The sequence below is a fragment of the Mesorhizobium sp. CNPSo 4670 genome (assembly GCF_057784235.1).
The window spans coordinates 1-21343 of sequence record NZ_JBWJFQ010000023.1; the positions used below are offsets into that span (position 1 = coordinate 1).

General features: G+C 64.3%; 21 protein-coding genes and 1 pseudogene. 10 read left to right on the forward strand and 12 right to left on the reverse strand.

Going from position 1 to position 21343, the window contains the following annotated elements:
- The first annotated feature begins 118 nt into the window (after positions 1-118).
- Entirely contained in the window at positions 119-829 is a 711-nt protein-coding gene (locus AC0ZT5_RS28825; protein WP_488499284.1) for a DUF805 domain-containing protein, read from the forward strand.
- On the opposite strand, the gene AC0ZT5_RS28830 is transcribed toward AC0ZT5_RS28825, so the two are convergent.
- The 7 genes from AC0ZT5_RS28830 to leuD all read right to left on the reverse strand — a co-directional run bounded on the left by AC0ZT5_RS28830 (position 819) and on the right by leuD (position 6239).
- On the reverse strand, positions 819-1301 hold the full coding sequence (locus AC0ZT5_RS28830) for a GNAT family N-acetyltransferase (protein WP_488499197.1): 483 nt from the start codon (positions 1299-1301) through the stop codon (positions 819-821). The genes AC0ZT5_RS28825 and AC0ZT5_RS28830 overlap by 11 nt on opposite strands.
- Positions 1302-1305: 4 nt before the next feature.
- Positions 1306-2409 (reverse strand): 3-isopropylmalate dehydrogenase, encoded by a 1104-nt coding sequence (leuB, locus tag AC0ZT5_RS28835; protein WP_488499198.1) that lies wholly within the window; start codon positions 2407-2409, stop codon positions 1306-1308.
- A gap of 84 nt (positions 2410-2493) precedes the next feature.
- The gene (locus AC0ZT5_RS28840; RefSeq protein ID WP_488499285.1) at positions 2494-2844 is read right to left on the reverse strand and encodes a VOC family protein; all 351 of its coding nucleotides are present in this window, start codon (positions 2842-2844) and stop codon (positions 2494-2496) included.
- Between the two features lie 14 nt (positions 2845-2858).
- Positions 2859-3242 carry a RidA family protein gene (locus AC0ZT5_RS28845; RefSeq protein WP_477284329.1) on the reverse strand — a complete coding sequence of 128 codons (384 nt, stop codon included), beginning with the start codon at positions 3240-3242 and terminating at the stop codon, positions 2859-2861.
- Between the two features lie 235 nt (positions 3243-3477).
- On the reverse strand, positions 3478-4407 hold the full coding sequence (locus tag AC0ZT5_RS28850) for an Ivy family c-type lysozyme inhibitor (protein ID WP_488499199.1): 930 nt from the start codon (positions 4405-4407) through the stop codon (positions 3478-3480).
- Positions 4408-4712: 305 nt separating this feature from the next.
- Positions 4713-5570 (reverse strand): Ivy family c-type lysozyme inhibitor, encoded by an 858-nt coding sequence (locus AC0ZT5_RS28855; protein ID WP_488499200.1) that lies wholly within the window; start codon positions 5568-5570, stop codon positions 4713-4715.
- 63 nt (positions 5571-5633) lie between these two features.
- A complete protein-coding gene (gene leuD / locus AC0ZT5_RS28860) occupies positions 5634-6239 on the reverse strand; it encodes a 3-isopropylmalate dehydratase small subunit (protein WP_184872662.1) in 606 nt (201 codons plus the stop codon).
- Between the two features lie 147 nt (positions 6240-6386).
- On the opposite strand from leuD, the gene AC0ZT5_RS28865 reads away from it, so the two are divergent.
- The 4 genes from AC0ZT5_RS28865 (at position 6387) to AC0ZT5_RS28880 (ending at position 8184) form a co-directional block, all read left to right on the forward strand.
- Positions 6387-6812: a GNAT family N-acetyltransferase gene (locus tag AC0ZT5_RS28865; protein WP_488499201.1), complete on the forward strand. Its 426-nt coding sequence runs from the start codon at positions 6387-6389 to the stop codon at positions 6810-6812.
- Between the two features lie 93 nt (positions 6813-6905).
- Positions 6906-7217 (forward strand): ArsR/SmtB family transcription factor, encoded by a 312-nt coding sequence (locus tag AC0ZT5_RS28870; RefSeq protein ID WP_064987727.1) that lies wholly within the window; start codon positions 6906-6908, stop codon positions 7215-7217.
- A complete protein-coding gene (locus tag AC0ZT5_RS28875) occupies positions 7217-7663 on the forward strand; it encodes an SRPBCC family protein (RefSeq protein ID WP_477224737.1) in 447 nt (148 codons plus the stop codon). Before AC0ZT5_RS28870 ends, AC0ZT5_RS28875 begins: the two co-directional genes overlap by 1 nt.
- A gap of 44 nt (positions 7664-7707) precedes the next feature.
- Positions 7708-8184, forward strand: a complete 477-nt coding sequence (locus AC0ZT5_RS28880; RefSeq protein ID WP_488499202.1) for an SRPBCC family protein — start codon at positions 7708-7710, stop codon at positions 8182-8184.
- 261 nt (positions 8185-8445) lie between these two features.
- On the opposite strand, the gene AC0ZT5_RS28885 is transcribed toward AC0ZT5_RS28880, so the two are convergent.
- From AC0ZT5_RS28885 to AC0ZT5_RS28900, 4 genes and pseudogenes are all read right to left on the reverse strand, one after another.
- Positions 8446-9612, reverse strand: coding sequence for an NAD(P)/FAD-dependent oxidoreductase (locus AC0ZT5_RS28885; RefSeq protein ID WP_488499203.1), 1167 nt, complete (start codon positions 9610-9612; stop codon positions 8446-8448).
- A 40-nt stretch (positions 9613-9652) separates the two neighbouring features.
- A pseudogene (locus AC0ZT5_RS28890) lies at positions 9653-11061 on the reverse strand (sensor histidine kinase).
- Positions 11052-11744 (reverse strand): response regulator, encoded by a 693-nt coding sequence (locus tag AC0ZT5_RS28895; protein WP_488499204.1) that lies wholly within the window; start codon positions 11742-11744, stop codon positions 11052-11054. The pseudogene AC0ZT5_RS28890 and the gene AC0ZT5_RS28895 overlap by 10 nt, the downstream one beginning before the upstream one ends.
- Before the next feature lie 3 nt (positions 11745-11747).
- Complete coding sequence (locus AC0ZT5_RS28900; RefSeq protein ID WP_488499205.1) at positions 11748-13292, reverse strand: DUF4153 domain-containing protein; 1545 nt, start codon at positions 13290-13292, stop codon at positions 11748-11750.
- A 294-nt stretch (positions 13293-13586) separates the two neighbouring features.
- Between AC0ZT5_RS28900 and AC0ZT5_RS28905 the strand changes: the two genes are divergently transcribed.
- Positions 13587-14477, forward strand: a complete 891-nt coding sequence (locus AC0ZT5_RS28905) for an HpcH/HpaI aldolase/citrate lyase family protein (RefSeq protein WP_488499206.1) — start codon at positions 13587-13589, stop codon at positions 14475-14477.
- Positions 14478-14526: 49 nt separating this feature from the next.
- Positions 14527-14733 carry a DUF1737 domain-containing protein gene (locus tag AC0ZT5_RS28910; protein ID WP_095083952.1) on the forward strand — a complete coding sequence of 69 codons (207 nt, stop codon included), beginning with the start codon at positions 14527-14529 and terminating at the stop codon, positions 14731-14733.
- 184 nt (positions 14734-14917) lie between these two features.
- Here AC0ZT5_RS28910 and AC0ZT5_RS28915 read toward each other — a convergent pair whose 3' ends face one another.
- The gene (locus AC0ZT5_RS28915) at positions 14918-15340 is read right to left on the reverse strand and encodes a metallopeptidase family protein (protein ID WP_095084388.1); all 423 of its coding nucleotides are present in this window, start codon (positions 15338-15340) and stop codon (positions 14918-14920) included.
- A gap of 184 nt (positions 15341-15524) precedes the next feature.
- Between AC0ZT5_RS28915 and AC0ZT5_RS28920 the strand changes: the two genes are divergently transcribed.
- Genes AC0ZT5_RS28920 through AC0ZT5_RS28930 form a run of 3 tightly spaced genes read left to right on the forward strand, consistent with a single transcriptional unit; the run spans position 15525 to position 21305 of the window.
- Entirely contained in the window at positions 15525-16544 is a 1020-nt protein-coding gene (locus AC0ZT5_RS28920) for an ImuA family protein (protein WP_488499207.1), read from the forward strand.
- A complete protein-coding gene (locus AC0ZT5_RS28925) occupies positions 16486-17961 on the forward strand; it encodes a DUF6504 family protein (protein WP_488499208.1) in 1476 nt (491 codons plus the stop codon). The genes AC0ZT5_RS28920 and AC0ZT5_RS28925 overlap by 59 nt, the downstream gene beginning before the upstream one ends.
- Positions 17958-21305, forward strand: a complete 3348-nt coding sequence (locus tag AC0ZT5_RS28930; RefSeq protein ID WP_488499209.1) for an error-prone DNA polymerase — start codon at positions 17958-17960, stop codon at positions 21303-21305. Before AC0ZT5_RS28925 ends, AC0ZT5_RS28930 begins: the two co-directional genes overlap by 4 nt.
- The last annotated feature ends 38 nt before the right edge of the window (positions 21306-21343 follow it).

Sequence of the window (21343 nt, forward strand, 5' to 3'; positions counted from 1 at the left end):
GGGGGGGGTGCTGTCCCGCCATCCTCCCGCAAGGTTCCTCCCATTTTCGTGCACGCCCCTTGCGATCTACTGGAACTTTGAACAGTCTGGGTCGGGCGCGAATGACAGGGGGCAGGATATGCGCGGCGAAGTGCTTCACTATGACGAGGAGCAGGGCTTCGGCTTCATCACCGGAGCCGACGGCAACCGCTACACCTTCACCCGCGAGAACCTGCGCCGGCAAACCGCCATATCCAAAGGCACGGCCGTCGAGTTCCAGCCGGGCGGCGGGCAGGCGCGCGACGTCTTTTCGATCGCCGCCCAGACCGCAGCCCCGGCCGTCGACGCCGGCACGAGCACCGCACAGCCTCAGGCCGGCAATAAAGCTGCGGCCGGTGCACCCCAGGCCCAGCATTTCGGTCGCTCCTCCGAACCTGCCGAACCCACCGATTTGTGGAGCTATTTCTGGCGCGGCGTGACGCGGAACTACTTCAACTTCGCCGGCCGCGCCCGGCGCAAGGAATATTGGGGCTACTGCCTGTTCTGGACGGTTTGCCTGCTGATCATCGGCGGCATCGGCCTGTTCACCGATACGGATATGGGCCATTTCGACAGCGACGTATCGGCGGCGGTGACTGTTGGCCTGTGCGGCACCTTCCTGCTTGCGACATTTCTGCCCAGCCTCGGCATGATCGTCCGCCGGCTGCACGACATCGGCCTGTCGGGCTGGCTCAGCCTGGTGATCCTCATCCCCACCATCGGCAGCCTGATCATCCTGGTCTTCGCGCTGATTCCGACACAGGCCCGGGAAAACCAGTGGGGACCGGTGCCGGCAGGGATCAAGGTTTAGCCACCTTAAGTGCCTCTCCCGAGAGCCTGAGAAAGACCTTTTGGCCGTGGCGCTCGGCGCCGAGCCGGTCGTAGAACCGCAGCGCGCCCTCGTTCCAGTCCTCGGTAGTCAAGTCGATACGGCCGATGCCATGGCGCCGGCAATGGCCGGCGAGAAAGCCGATCAGCGCCCGGCCGACGCCGGCGTTGCGAGCCTCGTCGCGCACGAACAGGTCCTTGAGGAACAGCAACCGCTCGAGATCGATGCCGGGATGCGCGATCGCCACCGACGCCAGGCCGCTGACCTCGCCCTCGACGAAGGCCAGCGCGAAATGCGGATAGGTCGGGCTTTCCTCGCCGAGCCATTTTCGCGCCGCCGACAAGGCCCGCTCGTGGTTGAGCGGCGGCTGCCGGTAGTGCACGGCCATCTCGCACAGCAGGGTGGCGAGCGCCGTCGCGTCCTCGATCGTCGCCCAGCGGACGTCGACCGCCACGCGATCAGCCGAGGAATTTGGCGATGATCGCGTCGCCCATCTCTACGGTGCCGACCTCGGTCATGCCCGCCGACAGGATGTCCTTGGTGCGCAAGCCTTCGTCGAGCACGGCGGCGATCGCGGCTTCCACACGGTCGGCTTCCTCGACCATGCCGAAGGAATAGCGCAGGCACATGGCGAAGGAGGCGATCATGGCGATCGGGTTGGCGATGCCCTTGCCGGTAATGTCGGGCGCCGAACCGTGCACCGGCTCATAGAGCGCCTTGCGCTTCTTGGTCTTTACATCCGGTGCGCCGAGCGAGGCCGACGGCAGCATGCCGATCGAACCGGTCAGCATGGCGGCGATGTCGGACAGCATGTCGCCGAACAGATTGTCGGTGACGATGACGTCGAATTGCTTGGGCCAGCGCACCAGTTGCATGCCGCCGGCATCGGCCAGCATGTGGTCGAGCTTGACGTCGGAGTAACGCGCTTTGTGGGTCTGGGTGACGACCTCGTTCCACAGCACGCCCGACTTCATGACGTTGCGCTTTTCCATCGAGGTGACGTGGTTCTTGCGCGTGCGCGCCAGCTCGAAAGCGACGCCCGAAATGCGCTCGATCTCGAACGTGTCGTAGACCTGGGTGTCGATGCCGCGCTTCTGGCCGTTGCCGAGATCGATAATCTGCTTGGGTTCGCCGAAATAGACGCCGCCGGTCAGCTCGCGCACGATCAATATGTCGAGGCCTTCGACCACCTCCTGCTTGAGCGACGAGGACGCGGCGAGTGCCGGATAGCAGATGGCGGGGCGCAGATTGGCGAACAGCTCCATGTCCTTGCGCAGCCGCAGCAGACCGGCTTCGGGGCGCACCTCGTAAGGCACCGCATCCCATTTCGGTCCGCCGACGGCGCCGAACAGCACCGCGTCGGCCGCCATCGCCTTTGCCATGTCGGCATCGGAAATAGCCGCGCCATGCGCATCGTAGGCGCAGCCGCCGACCAGACCGTCCTCGGTGGCAAAGCCGCTGCCGAGCTTGTCGTTCATGACGGCGATCAGCTTCTTGACTTCGGCCATCGCCTCCGGACCGATGCCGTCACCGGCGAGCAGGAAAAGATGCTTCGTTGCCATGGAGAACCGTCCTGGAAAGAATTGAACCGCGGCCTTGCTAAACGCCAAGCGCCCGGCGCGCAAGCCTGCGCGTTACAACCGCGATCACCGATGCGAGAGAATGTTGACCAGCCGGCCGAACGGATCGCGCACATAAAAGCGCCGCACGCCCCAGGGCTCGTCGGCCGGGCCGTATTCGATGGCAAAGCCGGCCGCCTTCATGGCGTGGAGCGCCGCATCGACATCGTCGACCTCGATCGAGAGATCAGGCACCGGCGAGCCGGAGCCGCCTTCGACGGCGAAGCTGACCTGGACGTTCATTTTCTCTTGCGAGCCCAAGGTCCTGATCCAGCCATGGTCCATGACCACGCCGAGGCCGAGCACGTCCTGGTAGAAGCGCTTCGCTGCCGCGATGTCGGATGTCTCGATGTTGGCAACGATCCGCCGGACTTTCATCGCCTGCCCGTCCTTCATGCCGTGCGCCGCAGTGCCGTCACTTCGATCTCGATCTTCATTTCCGGCTTGTTGAGCTGGCAAACGATCATCGTCGCCGCCGGCCTGACGTCGCCGAATGTCTCGCCGAGGATCGGGAAGACGATATCCACGAAGGCGGCATCGGTGATGTAGTAATGCGCCCGCACCACGTCGGCCATCTCAAAGCCGCCGTCCTGCAAGGCCTTGCCGATGGTCGCCAGGCAGTTGCGCGTCTGCGCCTCGACCGTATCCGGCATCGTCATAGTCGCATAGTCATAGCCCGTCGTTCCCGACACGAAACACCAGTCGCCCTGCACCACCGCGCGCGAATAGCCGGCGGTCTTTTCGAACGGCGAGCCGGTGGAGATGAGTTTTCGCATGGGGTGCCTCGCAGCATTGTGGCGATCATTTTGCCGGGAACAGGTCGGGCCTGCCATGGGCCAGACGGGATTGGCTGTTGTCGCGACGATGGCGGATATGTTGAGATTCAGGTCAGGCCGCGCCGAAAATGGTGAGCTCCGAGAACCGGAGCGGAGCGTACTTTTGGGTACGTGAGCACCGGAAGCGCAGGAGCCCGCCGTTTGCAGGCCGGCATCACCTGAATATCAACATATCCTAGTTCGCCGACCCCAGCGCCTTGTCCAGCGCCTCCTTCACATCGGCCGGCCATGTCGTTACCGCCGGCCAGGCGTTCGGCTGGCCATTGTCGCCGCGGCGGGCGAAATAGAGTTTGTGCTTGGCCGGGTCGACCGCCATGAAACCGTCATTGCCGCCGCAGTCATGCGGCACGCAGCCGCTGGCGTAGAAGGCGCCCGAGGCGGTCTTTTCCGTGCCGCCGCCGACCAGCAGACTGGTCGCCATGTCGGGCATGTCCTTGCCGAGCAGCTTTTGCGCTTCCTTGTAGACGGCCTCGTTGTGGAAGGCGTCGATGATGTTCTGGTACTTTTCCGGATTGATGTCTTTCCAGTCGGTGCCCGGTTCCGGCATGTAGGTCAGGTTGCCTGAAGTCGTCAGCCCCTCGGTCGGCGACCATTGCAAAGCCGGCTTCTCGTCGCCTGGCAACAAATAAGGCACGAAATAGATGGCGTTGTCGGACACCGCCGACGGCGGCGCGCCGCACTCGTCCTGTTCGACCGTCGTGCTCTGGATGGTGCCGCCTTCCGGCTTCCAGACGATCACCGTGGCCGGGCCGCATTGATTGCCGCCATCGCCGACATCGAACAGCGCCACCTTGACGCCGCCGACCTCGACAATTTTGTCGAAGAAGACGTCATAATTGCTCGCCAGCTGCTGGCCGTCATAGGCAAGCACTTTCTCGCCGTCCTGTTCCGGCTGGGTGATGGTCAGCTGGCCACCTTCGAATGGCACAGGCGCCTGCTTGTCGTCGTCGGAAGCATCGGCGGCGCCTGTACCCTGGTCGGTGGCCGGTTTCTCGGCCGACGGCGCCAGCTGCGCCGCGGGCGTCTGCGTCTGGGCATAAGCGCTCGTCACAGGCATCAGGAAAAGGGCCAGCCCGCAAGCGCCGGCAAGAAGCGAACGAGTCATGGTGATCCTCCGTTTCGTCAGATCATATCCAGCCGGGAATGAAACGCCAGTCCGCACCACTGGGCGACTGGGCGGCGAGATTTCAAGGGCGGATAGCCTTTTGCATCGCGGGACAGCACCCCCCTCTGGCCTGCCGGCCATCTCCCCCGCAAGGGGGGAGATCGGATGTCGCCATTGCCGATCACCAACGTTGCAGAGACGGGCGGAACGCCGACGCTGCCAATCTCCCCCCTTGCGGGGGAGATGCCCGGTAGGGCAGAGGGGGTGGGAAGGATCGCGACGGATCAGAACGCCCTCATACCGCTCTAATTTGCAGATCCAAACGCCTCGTCCAGCGCCGCCTTGACCTCGGCCGGCCAGGTCTGCACCGGCGGCCACATATCCATCCTGGGCTTGCCACTGCTGCGGGCGAAATAGAGTTTTTGGTTGGTCGCGTCGACCGCCATGAAACCGTGATTGCCGCCGCAATTGTGCGGCGCGCAGCCATCAAAATAGACGATGCCGGACGCGGTTGTTTTCGTACCGCCGGCGGCCAGGAAACTGGCTGCCAGAACGGTCATGTCCTTGCCAAGCAAGGCCGCGGCGTCGCTGTAGACCGCCTCGTTGTGGAAGGCGTCGATCATGTCCTCGTATTTCGACACGTCGACATCCTTCCAGCCCGTGCCCGGATCCGGCATGTAGGTGAGATTGCCCGCAATCGTCAGCCCGTCGGTGGGCGACCATTGCATCGCCCGCTTCGAGGCGCCCGGCAGCAGATAGGGGACGAAATAGATCACATTGTCGGTCACCGACGCCGGTGCGCCGCAGCCATCCTGCTCGACCGTGATGCCCTGGATCGTGCCGCCTTTCGGCTTCCACACGATCATCACCGGGGGACCGCAGAGATGGTCGATATTGCCGTCGCCGACATCGACCAGCGCCACTTCAGTGCCGGCGATGTCGACGATCCTGTCGAAGAAGACGTCATAATTGCTCGCCAGCTTTTGGCCGTCGTAGGCGAGCACCTTTTCGCCGTCCGGCTCCTCCTGGGTGATGGTAAGTTGACCGCTCTCAAACGGGATCGGCGCCTGCTGGTCGATGACAGGCGGCTGTGCGAAGAGGCTCGTTATCGGCAGCAGGATCAACACCAGCCCGCAGGCGGCGGCAACAAGCGAACGTGTCATGACAAGTCCTCGCCTTACCCGAAGACTCGCCGTCGGTGCGGCCTTGCAGTCAGGCCGCGTGTTTCAGGCCCAGGGGCGCTGTTCGGCGTTTTTCTTCTCGAACGAAGCGATGGCGCCGGCCTTCTCCATGGTCAGGCCGATATCGTCGAGACCATTGAGCATGCAGTGCCGCTTGAAATCGTCGAGGTCGAACGCGACCACGCCGCCATCCGGCCCGCGGATTTCCTTGGCCTCGAGGTCTATCGACAAGGTGGCGTTGGAGCCGCGCGAGGCGTCATCCATCAGCTTTTCGAGATCCTCGGGGCTGACGGTGATCGGCAGCACGCCGTTCTTGAAACAGTTGTTGTAAAAGATGTCGGCGAACGAGGTCGAGATGACGCAGCGAATGCCGAAATCGAGCAGCGCCCACGGCGCGTGCTCGCGGCTCGAACCGCAGCCGAAATTGTCGCCGGCGACCAGGATCTGCGCCTTGCGGTAGGCCGGCTTGTTGAGCACGAAATCCGGATTTTCAGAGCCGTCGTCATTGTAGCGCATTTCGGCGAACAGGCCGGTGCCGAGCCCGGTGCGCTTGATCGTCTTGAGATAATCCTTGGGGATGATCATGTCGGTGTCGACATTGACGATCGGCATTGGAGCGGCGACGCCGGTGAGCTTGGTGAATTTTTCCATGGCTTTTGCCCGTGTTCTTGTTTCGGGGGATTGCTGAGGCACGCTTTACACAAAGCCGCGGGCAAATAAAAGGCAACTGTTCGTGCAGGATGGCCAGCTGCGCAAAACGGCTTCGAATTTACCGCCCGATGGTGCAGTCTGGGTGTCATGGCAGAAAATTCCCGAACCCTCTATGCCCGCGAGCCCGCGCTCGACATCGCCGAATTCCGCCGTGTGCTGGTGGAATCCGGCCTCGGCGAGACACGGCCTGTCGATGACGACACTCGCCTGCAGGCGATGCTGTCGGGCGCCAATCTGGTGCTGACGGCGCGTCTCGATGTCGAGGGCAAGCCGCTGATCGGCGTTGCCCGCGCCCTCACCGACTTCTCCTGGGTCTGCTACATCTCCGAGCTCGCCGTTTCCCAATCGGCGCAGGGGCTCGGCATCGGCAAAGGCCTGATGGACGAGGCACGGCGGCAACTCGGACCGTCCGTCGCCATCAGCCTGATCTCCATGCCCGACGCCGTCGGCTTCTACGAACGCATCGGCATGACGCGCATGCCCGACGCCTTCTGGTTCTCCCGCATGAGCTGACATTTTCTCCCCTTGCGATCGCATCCTGGCGCGAACGGCGTGAAATCTGCATCTTGACATGCAACCAAATGGTTGCATATTAAGGTCATGAGCATGGATGCCGTCTTTCGCGCCCTGGCCGACCCGACACGCCGGCAATTGCTGGACAACCTCCATGCCCGGAACGGGCAGACGCTGAATGCGCTGTGCGCGGAGATGGACATGACGCGCCAGGCGGTGACCAAGCACCTGGCGATCCTGGAGGAAGCCAACCTCGTCACCACCCTCCGCAAGGGACGCGAGAAGCAGCACTACCTCAACCCGGTTCCGATCAACGAGATCGCCGAACGCTGGATCGGCAAGTTCGAGCGCCATCGGCTGGATGCATTGAGTGACCTGAAGAAACGCCTCGAAAGGGAAGACTGATGAGCAACAGCTTCGTTTACGTGACCTACATCCGCACCACGCCCGAAAAACTCTGGGAGGCGCTGACCGATCCGGAGTTCAACCGGCAGTTCTTCCTCTGCTCCTATCAGGAGAGCGAGTGGAAGGTCGGCTCCAGCTGGAAACTGATCTTCCCTGACGGAAGCGTCGCCGACAGCGGCGAGATCCTCGAAATCGACCCGCCGCGACGCCTGGTGATCAAATGGCGCAATGAATGGATGCCGGAGGTCAAGGAAGACGGCTACACGCGCTGCACCTTCGCCATCGAACAGGACGGCGAGTTGATGAAGCTTGCCGTCACCCACGAGGCCGACGGCCCGCACCGGCTGATCCCGAATGTCTCCAAGGGCTGGCCGCTGGTGTTGGCGAGCCTCAAGAGCCTGCTCGAGACCGGCAAGGGTTTCGAGCGTCCGCCATCAAAAGGGTGAAAGGCTCGTTTCGATACCGAAACAAAACGGATGAAGAGGCACCGATGATACACATCCTCGCGGTACAGAGCATGACGAATGGCGAGACGATCATGGCGTCAGCCGAGATCGAAGCGCCTGTGGAACGCATCTTCCGCGCGCTGGTCACGAGAGAAATCGAGCAATGGTGGGGGTCCGCCGACACCTATCGCATGGCCGACTGGTCGGCCGACCTTCGCGTCGGCGGCCGCTGGACGGTTGTCGTCCGCCCGGCCGACGGCAGGGACTTGCTGGCCGGCGGCGAATTCCTCGAGATCGAAGCGCCGCGCCGGATCGTGCAGACGCGGGCCTATGAGTGGGACCATCCCACGCTTGGCCGGCGGCAAACGACGGTGGCGTGGCTGCTGCAGCCGATCACCGCCGGCACGCGCGTCACCATCTGTCATGGCGGCTTTGCCGGCTTGAGCGACGCGGCGGCGGAGCATGCCGAGGGTTGGGGCAGGGTGCTGGGCTGGCTGCAGGCGTATTTCGAGGTGGGGTGATTGGCCGCGGCTTAGCCGACTGGTTGGCGGTGCAGACCCATTTGATGTCGGCGGGACAGCACCCCCCTCTGGCCTGCCGGCCATCTCCCCCGCAAGGAGGGAGATTACACGCTCAATCGCTTTCGCCAATCTCGAAACGTGACAGGGGTGACGCGGCGTCGAAGCTGTCGATCTCCCCCACTTGCGGGGGAGATGGCCGGCAGGCCAGAGGGGGGTGGGCGGGAACTCGACGGGAACGGCATGTTCCCAACGCCTAACACCTCAAATCACATTCAATTCCCTAAACGCCCGCCCTTCCGCAACCCGGCCATAGCCAAACGCCGAGCAGTCCACCGTGCGGTAGCCGCCATGCACGATCAGCTCGGCCAGCGCCTTGCCGACTGCCGGCGCCTGCTGCAAGCCATGGCCGGAAAAGCCGTTGGCGAACAGGAAATTGCCGACCTCAGGATGGGGGCCGATCACCGCATTCTGGTCGAGCGTGTTGTAGTCGTAGTGGCCGACCCAGGCGCGGGTCGGCTTGATCGCCTCGAAGGCCGGGATGCGGGTGGCCAGCACCGGCCAGATCACCTCTTCGAACAGCGGCCAGTCGACATCGAAATCCTGGGGATCGGCGGGCCCGTCGCCCTCTTCCGGCTCGGCACCAGCGGTGATGTAGACCGAGCCTTCCGGCCTGAGCCAGATGCCGCTCGGGTCGACCAGCAGCGGCATGTCGGCATATTTCTCGCGCGCCTCGAAGACGAAGACGTTGCGCTTGCGCGGCTCCACCGGCAGCGCCAGCCCGGCCATATCAGCCACCTTGCCGGCATTCGGCCCGGCGGCGTTGATGACGATGCCGGCCTCGAATTTTTCCCCATTGTCGAGGCTGACACTGGTCACGCTCTGGCCCTGCCGCTCGATGCCGGTGACGTCAGCGGTGATGAAATCGATCTTCTTCTCGCGCAGCGCCTTGCGGAACAGCATCAGCATCGCATGCGCGTCGAACCAGCCCTCGCCGGTCCGGCCATAGGCGCCGGCGGTGATGCCTTCGGCCGACAGCCAGGAGAAGCGACGCACCAAGGCGTCGGCATCTTCAAGCAGGATGTCGGCGCCCTCGGCGATCTGCGCCTGGTGATTGGCTTTCAGGATCGGCAGCCCGTTCTCGCCGGCGAGGATGAGATAGCCGCCTTCGTGGAAGCCGATATCTGCATCCGCGCCGAATTCGTCCTTCAGCCGCCGGAACAGTTTCAGCGTGAACTGCGACAGCCGGATGTTTTCCGGGATCGAGAATTGCTGCCGGATCGAGGCGCAGGACAGCGTCGTCGCCGCATGCGCAAATTGCGGATCGCGCTCGATCAGCGCGATCGAGCCGGAAAATCCTTCCTCGCGCAGATAATAAGCGATCGAGGAGCCGACGATGGCCCCGCCGATGATGACGATGTCGTAGCGCACGCTTTTATGCCCTTTCCGGTTCGAGCCGCTGATCGGGGAGTCACGCGGCAGGCAAGATAATCTCGAAGCGCGTGCCGCGTTCGGAGTCAACCAGCCTGATCGTGCCATCATGCGCTTTCAGGAGGGCCAGCACGATGCCGAGGCCCATTCCGGTGCCGCCGGAATCGCGGCGCGTGGTGAAGAACGGCTCGAAAATCCTGCTGCGGTTGCTCGGCGAAATACCGGCGCCGTCGTCGCTGACCAGGACGGTCGCCTTGCCGCCGGTACTCCCCGCCGTGACTGAAATCTGCGTCGCGCCATGCCTGGCCGAATTGTCGATGAGATTGGCAAGCACGATTGCCGCGTTCTCGGCCGATATGCGCAAACCGATCTCGCCGCCGGCCTCGAGGCGAACCGCCAGCCTGTTGTCGACGGGCAGCAGTGCCAGCGCTGCGCCGATCGAGGTGCTTTCGCCGCTCGGCGCCAGATTTTCGGCTCGCGCCAGGTCGAGCAGGCGGCGCACCAGCAGGTTGAGCCGTCCCGCATCGGTGACGATGTTGTTGGAGAAGCGCCGCCGCTCGGCCTCGTCCATCGCGGAACCGGAATCGCGCAGCAGCTCGGCCGCGCCCTGGATCGCCGTCAGCGGCGATTTGAGCTCATGCGAGACATGGGTGGCAAAGGTCTGGATGCTGTCCGATCGCGCCTGCAGTTTTTCGGCCATGTCGAGGAAGGCGGCGGAAAGCTCCGCCATCTCGTAGGTACCATGGTGATCGAGCGGCTTGATGGCCTGGCGATCGCCGGCGGCGATACGCTCTGTGCGGTCGATCAGCGCATAGATCGGCCGGCTGACGGTGCGCAGGAAGACCAGGCCGATCAGCAGCCGGGAATGCGCAGCCTGAGTGCGCTGGCATAGCGGCCGGCAAGGGCCTCGCGCACCTCTTCGACCCCGCCAAGCGACTGCCCGACCTCGCCACGTCCGGCGATGACGACGCCGGTGGGGTCGAGCAGCCGGAAGCCGGCCAGCGTGGTTTGCTGCGTGGCGTCGAGAATGCCGGACAGGCGCGCGCCGATCGCGGCAAAGACGGGATCGATGATGGCAGGCATCGCCGCCGGCCGCGTCGGCAGCACGGTGTCGGAAGCGAGATCGAGCTGCGGCTCGATCGGCCTGTACATCGGGTCCGGATCGACGCTGCGGCTCGCATCCGAGTTTGCCCGCGGCATCGGCGCGCCGAGTTTTTCCGTCGGGATGCCGGCATCGCGCACGTCCTGCGCATAGATGGCGGCAATGGCGGCACCTTGCGCGATCAACTCCGCTTCGGTCTGGCGGATCAGCTGGTTCTCGTAGAGCCGGAAGAAGAACAGGCCGACCAGCGGCAAGGCCATCACCACGATCAGGATGGCAACGACGACCGTGGCAAGGCGCGGCCGCCATTTGCGGCCAATCCACTTGCTAGAGGCCGTCAGCTGCATCGGCCGAGCCGGAAGCCGACGCCATGCACGGTCTCAATGGCATCCAGGCAACCCGCCGCCGCCAGCTTGGCGCGGATGTTGCGGATATGGCTGTCGACTGTGCGGCCGGCGACATGGATGTTGGCGGCATAGGCGTTGGCCATGACCGCGTCGCGGTCGAGCACATGCGTCGGCCGCGCCAAAAATCCTTTCAGGATCGAGAACTCGATCCCGGTCAGGGCGAGCGGCCTGCCGTCGAAACTGGCGGCATGGCTGGCCGGCGCCAAAGCGAGCTTGCCATGCGCGAACTGCCTGTCGTCGGCGGGTTCGGGCGGCACAGGGCGGGCGCGCCGCAGGATGACGTTGACGCGGGCAACCAGCTCTCGCGGGCTGAACGGTTTGGTCACATAGTCGTCGCCGCCCATTTCGAGCCCGAGGATGCGGTCGATCTCCTCGTCCCGCGCGGACAGGAACAGCACCGGCACGTCGGATGTGTGCCGCAGCCGCCGGCAGACCTCTAGCCCGTCCATCTCCGGCATGCCGATGTCGAGCACGACGAGATCCGGCGCCCGTCGTCCGATCTCCTGCAAGGCGGCGGCGCCGTTGGCCACCCCAAGCGTTTTCATGCCGGCCTTTTCCAGCGCGAAGCAGATCACCTCGCGGATATGCGGGTCATCGTCGGCGACGAGGATGTGATGCGGCATCGGTCAGCGGCCCGGCAAGGAAGGTTGCGATGGCTGAGGAAGCACGAGCGACCCCTTGCTGTCGAGATAGCGAAGCAGGCGCCAGTCGCGAAAGCTCCAGGCCCGCCAGTTTTGCTGGACGGTGCGGTACCAGTCTTCGTCGCTGCCGCGCCGCCCTGCCAGTTCGCGGAAGACCGAATTGTTGGCGGCTCGACTCTGATGATCGAGGAAGCGATCCAGCGCCGGAAACGCACCCGGACCGAGCGAGCGCAGATACCAGGCATCGAGGGAAATGCCCTGGCCGGTCATTTCGAGGGAGTGGTCGACATTGTAGTTGGCGATCAGCGCGGCAAAGTTGATGAAACAGCCGGCATAAAGCGTCAGGGATAACGTCAGAAGATTGGCGGAGAATAGCCATTCATTGGATTTTCCGAGCGCGATGCGGGCGATGATCAGCGCAAGACCTGATGCCACCAGCCCCATCCAGACGAAAGCCGCGATGCGCCAGTAGGTCAGCGCGTAGATGCCGACATAGAGATCGAGCCGCAGGATCGACGAGATGACCAGCATGATGTTCTGCGCCACCCAGGCATAGACCAGCCGGCGGATGAGCGGATCCCCCGATGTTTCGCTTCCCGGCCTGAGCGCCGCCAGCACAAAGCCGGCGGCAAGCAGTGCCGTGACGATCAGGGGATAGGCGCCGCGATGCGCATAGGCGGCGTAGCTCAAGCCGTCGGGAAGGGCGACCCCACCCCACAGATAGGTGGCGTCGAGCCCAGTCTGCAGCCCGAACAGCACGTTGAAGACGATCAAGGCGCGCAGAATGGCTGCCTTGCCAAACACGATGTCCTCGACGACGTGCCTTTGCGGATTGGTCGCCGGTTGAGCACCGGCAAGGGGATTGTTTGGCCGGGAGCCGCGCTGCCGAAAGCGCGGCAGGCGGGGCCGCAGGAAGGCCCAGACGCCAGCGAGCACGAACAGCCAGAAGGCAATCCGCGCCAGCTGGATCAGATCGAGCAGTTTTAGAAGATCGATCAGCGACAGCCAGTATTCAATGACGGGATTGGCGGCACCGAACAGCGCCAGGAAGACGGCGCCCAGTGTCAGCGGCATCACCCAGACGGCAACGGCCGCCAGCCGCACCCGGCGCCGGCCGAACCGGCGCGCCACCCTGCGCCAGCGGATGAAATCGCTGATGAAGCGGAACGGCGCCGCCAGCCCGAACAGTGCGATCTGGCCGGCAATGCGAGCGATGCAATGGCGCAGCCGCCCGCTGAGCGAGAGCGCGAAGACGACCAGGGCCGCAAGCGCGATCGATACCGACAGCGCGCTGACATTTTCGGCGAGCGGCAGCAGCGCGACAAGCAGCGCGGTGGGCTTGATCCACAGCCTGCCGCTGAAGGCGGCGGGATGCACGGCCACCACCCCGGCGGCAATAAGGATCGCGAACAGGAAAACCGTGATTCCGGCTGGCTGGCCGTAAAACAGAAAATCCGCCAGCGCGACCAGCAGCACGGCAACACCGAAGCGGCTGCAATAGCTAGGTGCCGCAGAGAAGAATGTTGTCATGACCTGGCCTTCCTGATGGCTTCCAGCCGGACGATCGGCGGGCGCTTGCGGGCAAAAGGGATGAGGATCGCCACGGGATTCGCGCGCGGCGGATCGGCCAGCCACCAGCCTTCGCTGCGCAACCGGTAAGGAAGGGACCAACGGGGTTTTGCTCGGTTTTGCATGCCGCCTGTTTCGCAGGCCGGCAGGGAGACGGCGGGGCGGATCCGAGGAGGTTTTCCGCAAGCGTGTGCAGTTTTCGTGCAGGGCTGGAGACGACTTGCCTCGACCATCCACAGACGGCATAGATCAGCCATGGAAACCTATCGCCCACGCCGCTCGGTGCTCTACATCCCGGCCTCCAACGACAAGGCTCTGGCCAAGATCGCGCAGCTTGCCTGCGATGCCGTCATCATCGACCTCGAAGATGGCGTCGCCCCGGCCGACAAGATCGCCGTGCGTGAAAAACTGGCCGGCATCTTCGCCAACCGCCCAGCTGCCAACCACGTTGGCCGCCGCTGCGAGATGGTGGTGCGCATCAATGCACTGGCCAGCGAATGGGGCGCCGACGACCTGCTGGCTGTCGCTAGCTGCGAGCCCGACGGCATCCTGTTGCCCAAGGTCGACTCGCCGCGCGACTTGCTCGAGGCCGGCGACGTGCTCGACGACAATTTTGCTCCCGACAGCGTGAAACTGTGGGCGATGATCGAGACGCCCAAGGCGCTGCTCAACATCGGCGCCATTGCCGAACTTGGCCGCGATCCGGCTTCGCGCTTGGCTTGTTTCGTTGCCGGAACGAACGATCTGCTCAACGGCACCGGCGTGTCGGCGACGCCCGACCGGCGCTACCTCGTGCCGTGGCTGATGCAGATGGTGCTGGCCGCGCGCGCCGGCCGCCTCGACATTCTCGACGGCGTCTCCAACGATTTTCGCGACCTCGACGCCTTCGCCCATGAATGCACGGAAGCGGCGGCCATGGGGTTCGACGGCAAGAGCCTCATCCATCCGGCCCAGATCGAAGCGGCGAACCTGGCCTTCGCCCCGTCAACAGAAGCCGTGGCCGAGGCACGCCGGGTAAAGGATGCCTTTGCGCTTCCGGAAAATGCCGGCAAGGGCGTGATTGCGCTGAATGGAAAAATGGTCGAGAGGCTGCACCTGGCGCAAGCTGAAAAACTGCTGGCGAAGGCGGCGGCCATCGGCGCATGATATCGCCTGATGCTCGCGGGCTAAGGGCACTCACGACAGGAATTGACTGATGAAACTCTACCGCTTTCTCACTGGCCCTGACGATGCCAGCTTCTGCCACAAGGTGACTGCGGCGCTGAACAAGGGCTGGCACCTGTTCGGCTCTCCGACCTATGCCTTCGACAAGAAGGCCAAGACGATGCGCTGCGGCCAGGCCGTGGTGAAGGATATCGACGGTCAGGAATATGGGCCGGATACCAAGCTGAGTGATTGGTAGGCTTAGCTCCGACGCAGGGTGTGTTGAGATTCAGTCAGGCCGAGCCGGAGTCGAAGACGGGCGCGAAGCGACCAAACAAGGTGGGTTCCGAGAACCGGAGCGGAGCGTACGTTTGGGTGCGTGAGCACCGGAAGCGCAGGTATCAGCCATTTGCAGGCCGGCATCACCTGAATATCAGCACACCCTACTCAGCCGCCTCTTCGATCTTCTCCATATCATCGTCCGACAGGCCGAAATGGTGGCCGATCTCGTGGATCAGCACGTGGGTGACGATGTCGCCCAGCGTTTCCTCGTTTTCGGCCCAGTAGTCGAGGATGGCGCGGCGGTAGAGCGTGATGCGGTTCGGGCCTTCGCCGGTCTGCGGGTTCCAGCGCTCGGCGATGCCGCGTCCCTCGAACAGGCCGAGCAGGTCGAAGGGCGTTTCCAGCGACAGGTCGTCCATGATCTCGTCGGTCGGGAACTCGGCGATCTGGATGACGATCTCGCCGGTCAGCTTGCGAAAATCCTCCGGCAGATGGGCGTAAGCCTCCAGCGCAAGGAACTCCATTTCCTCCATCGACGGCGAAAGTTCGTCGTGCCAGCTGCGGGTCTTGTAGATGCGGGCCATGCTGTGTCCTTTAATCCCGGCATATAGGCTTTCGCGCCGCAATCGGCAAATGGCGCGGGCGGCCACGCCTCTGCCAAGCCCCACGACAGGAATAAATTCCCCATGACTCCGCTTGACTCTTGGGGGTCCCTCTGGAATCTATAGGGAACATAACAGGAACAATTGTGAGTGAAAGCTGACCGTCATGGCGATGACCGCCGTGGCGCGGGAGACTGTTTTTGCCCTGCGCCGCCAGATCGCGAAGATCGAGGGAACGCTGCCCGAGCGCCTGCAGGCGCCGGCCGCGGTGACCCCTGATGCTCGCGTCGACGCCGGTCCCAGCATCGATGTGACAATTGTCCGCCGCGGGGTTGCCGCGGCTTTGCCGGATGCGTTCCTGCCCACCGGCGTCGAACGCCTCGATGCTGCCCTGAGCGGCGGCTTGCCGAAAGCCGCCTTGAGCGAAATCCATGGCATTGAAACCCGCGATGCCGGAGCCGTCGCCGGCTTCGCTCTGTCGCTCACAAGCCTGATCCTCAAGCAGACGCAAGGGCTGCCGGTGCTGTGGATCGGCACATCGGAGATTTTTCGCGAGGCCGGCTTTCCCTATGCCAGGGGGCTTCATGCCTCGTTCGGCATCGAACCCGAGCAATTGCTGTTTTCCGAGGCGCCAAAACTTGTCGATGCGCTGTGGGTCGCCGAGGAGGCCGCCCGGATGACGGCGCTCGCCGCCGTCATCCTCGAGATCCGCGGCAATCCGCAGCGGCTCGACCTGACCGCGACGCGCCGGCTGCATGCCCGGGCGCAGAGTGCCGGTCGCCCGGTGTTCCTGCTGCGGCAGGCCGCCGAGCCCGAACCGACGGCCGCACCCGTTCGTCTTATCGTCGCGTCGGCGCCGGCGGTGCCGCGCGACACCATCGCCGGGCGGCTCGCCGGCTCGATCGGCCGCCCGGCCTTCACCATCACCATCGGCAAGAGCCGCACGGCTCTGCCAGGACAATTCACACTGGAGTGGAACCCCGATGAACGCGCATTCGATGAAAGATGGGGCGAGGAAAGAGCAAAGAATCCTGTCGCTGTGGTTTCCCTATCTCGCGGTCGAAAGGATCCTGCGGCAGCGTCTGGGGCGGTCCTGGCGTTCCCGCCCATCGGATCACCTGCCGCTGGTGATCAGCCATCGCAAGGGCAACGCGCAGCGCATCTCGGCCCTCGACGAGCGGGCTGAGGCGCTGCACCTGAAGCGCGACATGGGCATCGCCGATGCGCGCGCCATGCATCCGTCGATCGACATCGTCGAGGCCGACCCGCAGGCCGACCGCCGCCTGCTCGAAGGCCTTGCCGACTGGTGCGACCGCTACACCCCGCTGGTGGCGCTGGACGCAACGGACGGCCTGTTTCTCGACGTCACCGGCTGCACCCATCTTTTCGGCGGCGAACGCGCCATGCTGGACGACATCCTGTCGCGCTTCTTCCATCAGGGGTTCGATGTCCGCGCCGGGCTTGCCGCGACGTCGGGGGCGGCCTGGGCAGCGGCACGCTTTGCCAGTGACCGCATCGTCGCAGGCGGCGAGGAGGAGGCGCTGCTCGCGCCCTTGCCGCTGGCAGCCCTGCGCATCGAGCCCGCCACCCGCACCAGCCTGGAAAGCGTCGGCCTGCGCACGGCGGGCGCCGTCATGGCGGCACCGCGCGCGCCGCTTGCCCGCCGCTTCGGCGCCTCGCTGCTTTTGCGCCTCGACCAGGCGCTTGGCCGTCTCGACGAAGCGGTGTCGCCGCGCCTTCCCGTCGCGCCGCTTTCGGTCGAGCGTCATCTCAGCGAGCCCGTCACCCTGACCGAGGATATCGAGCGGCTGGTGGGCATGCTGGCGGCGGCATTGAAGACCGATCTCGAGCGCCGTGGCGAGGGCGCCAGGATGCTGGCGCTGCTTTTGTTTCGCGTCGACGGCGCGGTCAGCCGCATCGCCATCGGCACCTCGCGGCCGATGCGCGAACCCCCGCTGATCCAGAAATTGTTCCATGAAAGGCTGGCCGCGCTCGAACAGGATATCGATGCCGGCTATGGCTTCGATCTCGTCCGGCTCTCGGTGCTGTCGGCCGCCGCTTTCGACATGCAGCAGGCCGACCTTGCCGGCGACGCGACCGATGACGGCGCCGATATCGCGCTGTTCGCCGACCGCATCCGCGCCCGGCTCGGCGAGGGCGCGGTCCTGCAACCGGTCACTGTGGAAAGCCATCTGCCGGAGCGCGCCGTCGCCACGATCCCCTTCACCGAGGCCCCGCGCCGGACCACGCCGCCGAAGAAGCCGGACCGGATGCAGGCGCCGATGACCATCTTCCCGCCGGAACGGCCGATCCGGCTGTTCCGCTCGCCCGAGCCCATCGAGGTGCCGGCCACCGAAATGCCGGAGGGCCCGCCGCTGAACTTCCGCTGGCGGCGTGCGCTCTACAGGGTGACGCGTGCCGAGGGACCGGAACGCATCGCGGCGGAATGGTGGCGCGAGGCCGCGAGCGACGAGGCGGCATCGACACGCGACTATTTTCGCATCGAGGATGCCGACGGCCGCCGCTACTGGCTCTACCGGCAAGGCCTCTATGGCGGCTCCCAGGTGCCGCCACGCTGGTTCCTGCATGGGGTCTTCGCATGAATGCGCTGACCGTCATTCCCTATGCAGAATTCGGCATCCAGTCGAATTTCTCCTTCCTGCGCGGCGCCTCGAAGCCGGAGGAACTGGTGGTCGCCGCCAAGCTTTTCGGCTTTTCCGCGATCGGACTTGCCGACCGCAACACGGTGGCCGGCGTGGTGCGCGCCTGGCAGCAGGCCAAGGTCGAGACGCTCTCCTACCATCCCGGCTGCCGGCTGGTTTTCGGTGACGGCACCCCTGACATTCTCGCCTATCCGCAGGACCGCAAGGGCTGGGGGCATCTCTGCCGCATGCTGACGCAAGCCAACCTGCGCGACGAGAACGAGAAGGGCGCCACTCTTCTCGAGCGCAGCGACTTGCTCGAATGGGGGGACCTGATGTCGCTTGCGGTCTTGCCCGATCTGACGGCCGGGGCGGAAGACAGTCTCGCCTTGCTTCGCCAGCTCAAGGATCGTTTCGGAAGAAATCTCCGTCTGGCCGTTGCGCCGGACTATGCGGGCAATGACCGTTTCCGGATCGAGCAGGCAGCGGCGTTTGCCGAAAATGCCGGCATCCCGCTGATGGCGACCAACGACGTTCTCTATCACACGACTGAGCGGCGCCCGCTGCAGGATGTGCTGACCGCGATCCGCCTCAACACGCCCGTCGCCGAGGTCGGGCTGCAGCTGGCCGCCAATGCCGAGCGCCATCTGAAGCCGCCGATGGAGATGGCGCGCCTGTTCCGCAGGCATCCGCAGGCGCTGGCCGAGACCTTGCGCTTTGCGCAGGAGCTGACCTTCTCGCTCAGCGACCTCCAGTACAACTACCCCGACGAGCCGACGGAGTCCGGCCTCGGGCCGCAGGCCGAGCTGGAGCGGCTGGCGCGGGAGGGGGCGGCCAACCGTTATCCGGCGGGGGTGCCTGCGTCCGTGACCACGCGCATAGAGGAAGAGCTCGCTCTGATCGAGCGGCTGAACTACGCCCGCTATTTCCTGACGGTCTACGACATCGTCAAGTTCGCGCGCGGCCAGGACATCCTCTGCCAGGGGCGGGGTTCGGCCGCCAATTCGATCGTCTGCTTCTGCATCGGCATCACCGAAGTCGGGCCGGACAAGATCGACACGCTGTTCGAGCGCTTCATTTCCGAGGAGAGGAACGAGCCGCCGGATATCGACGTCGACTTCGAGCATGAGAAACGCGAGACCGTCATCCAGTACATCTATACGAAATACAGCGCCAAGCGCACCGCACTGGCCGCCGCCGTCATCAGCTATCGCGGGCGCTCGGCCTTGCGCGAAGTGGCGAAGGCAATGGGCCTCTCCGAGGATGTCAGAAGCGCATTGTCGAGCACGATCTGGGGCTGGTCTACCTCGGAACTTGGCGAGAAGGAAGCTCACGCTGGCGGCATCAACCGCGCCGACCCGCTGGCAAGACTGGTGATTGAGCGCTCCAACGAGATCATGGGCTTTCCCCGTCATTTGTCGCAGCATGTCGGCGGTTTCGTCATCACCAGGGACCGGCTGGACGAGATCGTCCCTATCGTCAAGACGGCGATGGACGAGCGCAAGATGGTCGAATGGGACAAGGACGATCTCGACGCGGTGAAGATCCTGAAAGTGGATGTGCTGGCGCTCGGCATGCTGACCTGCCTGCAGCGTGCCTTCGCCCTGCTTAAGGATCACTATCCAAACGCGCGAGATAAATATGGCCAACCCTATGTGCTGGCCACCCTGCCGCCGGAGGATAAGCAGGTCTACGACATGATCTGCCGCGCCGACACGCTCGGCGTTTTCCAGATCGAATCCCGCGCCCAGATGTCGATGCTGCCGCGTCTCAAGCCAAGGGATTTCTATGACCTTGTCATCGAGGTGGCGATCGTGCGGCCGGGTCCGATCCAGGGCGACATGGTTCACCCCTACCTGCGCCGAAGGCAAGGCAAGGAAAAGGCCGAGTATCAAAAGCCGGAGCTGGAGGCGATCCTCAGCAAGACACTTGGTGTGCCCCTGTTTCAGGAACAGGCCATGAAGATCGCCATCGTCGCGGGCGGTTTCAAGCCGGGGGAGGCCGACGAACTGCGCCGCGCCATGGCCACCTTCAAGCGCACCGGCACCATCGGCAATTACCGCCAGCGCATGATCGACGGCATGATTGGCAAGGGCTACACGAAGGACTTCGCCGAGCGCTGTTTCAAGCAGATCGAGGGTTTTGGTGAATATGGCTTTCCCGAAAGCCACGCCGCTTCCTTCGCCCTGCTCGTCTATGCCTCCTGCTGGTTCAAGACCTTCTACCCCGACGTGTTCTGCGCCGCGATCCTGAATTCGCAGCCGATGGGGTTTTACCAGCCGGCCCAGCTCGTCCGCGACGCGCGCGACCATGGCGTCGACATCCGCGACGTCGACGTCAATTTCTCCGTCTGGGACTCCACGCTGGAGAAAGCATCTTTCGATCCGGCCCGCATCCTCCCACGCCATGCCGAAATGCGTGGTGTCATCAATACAAATCATGCGCTGCGGCTCGGCTTCCGCCAGATCAAGGGCCTGTCGGAGGAGCGCATGGACGCTTTCGTCAAGCGGCGCGGTTCAGGCTACGAGTCGGTCAGGGATGTCTGGTTGCGCTCCGGCCTCGATGTCGACGAGATCGAAAAGCTGGCGCAGGCCGACGCCTTCCGTTCGCTTGGCCTCGATCGTCGTGAAGCACTGTGGGCGGTGCGCGCGCTCGACGGCAAGAGTGCCGCCGAAAAACTGCCGCTGTTCGACCAGCCGGCGATCCGCCTGCGCGAGCTGGAGCCCAAGACGAAGCTGCCGAAAATGCCGCTCGGCGAGCATGTCATCCACGACTACCGCTCGCTCGGCCTGTCATTGAAGGCGCATCCGGTCGCCTTCTTGCGCGAGCGGCTCGACCGGGCCGGCGTCACGCCCAATGCCGGATTGCCATCCGTGCGCGATGGCAGGCGTGTCTCGGTCGCCGGCCTCGTGCTGGTGCGGCAGCGCCCCGGCAAGGGCAACGCGATCTTCCTGACGCTGGAGGACGACAAGGCCGTCGCCAACATCATCATCTGGCAGAGAACCTTCGACCGCTACCGGCCCGTCATCATGGGCGCCAGGTTCGTCCGCGTCACCGGCAAATTGCAGTCGGAATCGGATGTCATCCATATCGTCGCCGAGAAGATCGAGGATTTGACGCCCTGGCTGACCGTGCTCCTGGAAAAGGTCAGCCAAGCCAACCTGACAGTCGCCGGCCCTGCGGAACACCCCGTCAGCGGTCCGGATCGCGGCCCCGCGCCACGCAACGCGGCGATCCGACCGGACCTCGCAATGCTGTCGGAAGAGGCGGAAAGTGTCATGCCCAAGGGACGCAATTTTCAGTAGCACAGGGGGGCGTTGTCCCGCCAGCCGCTGCCAATCTC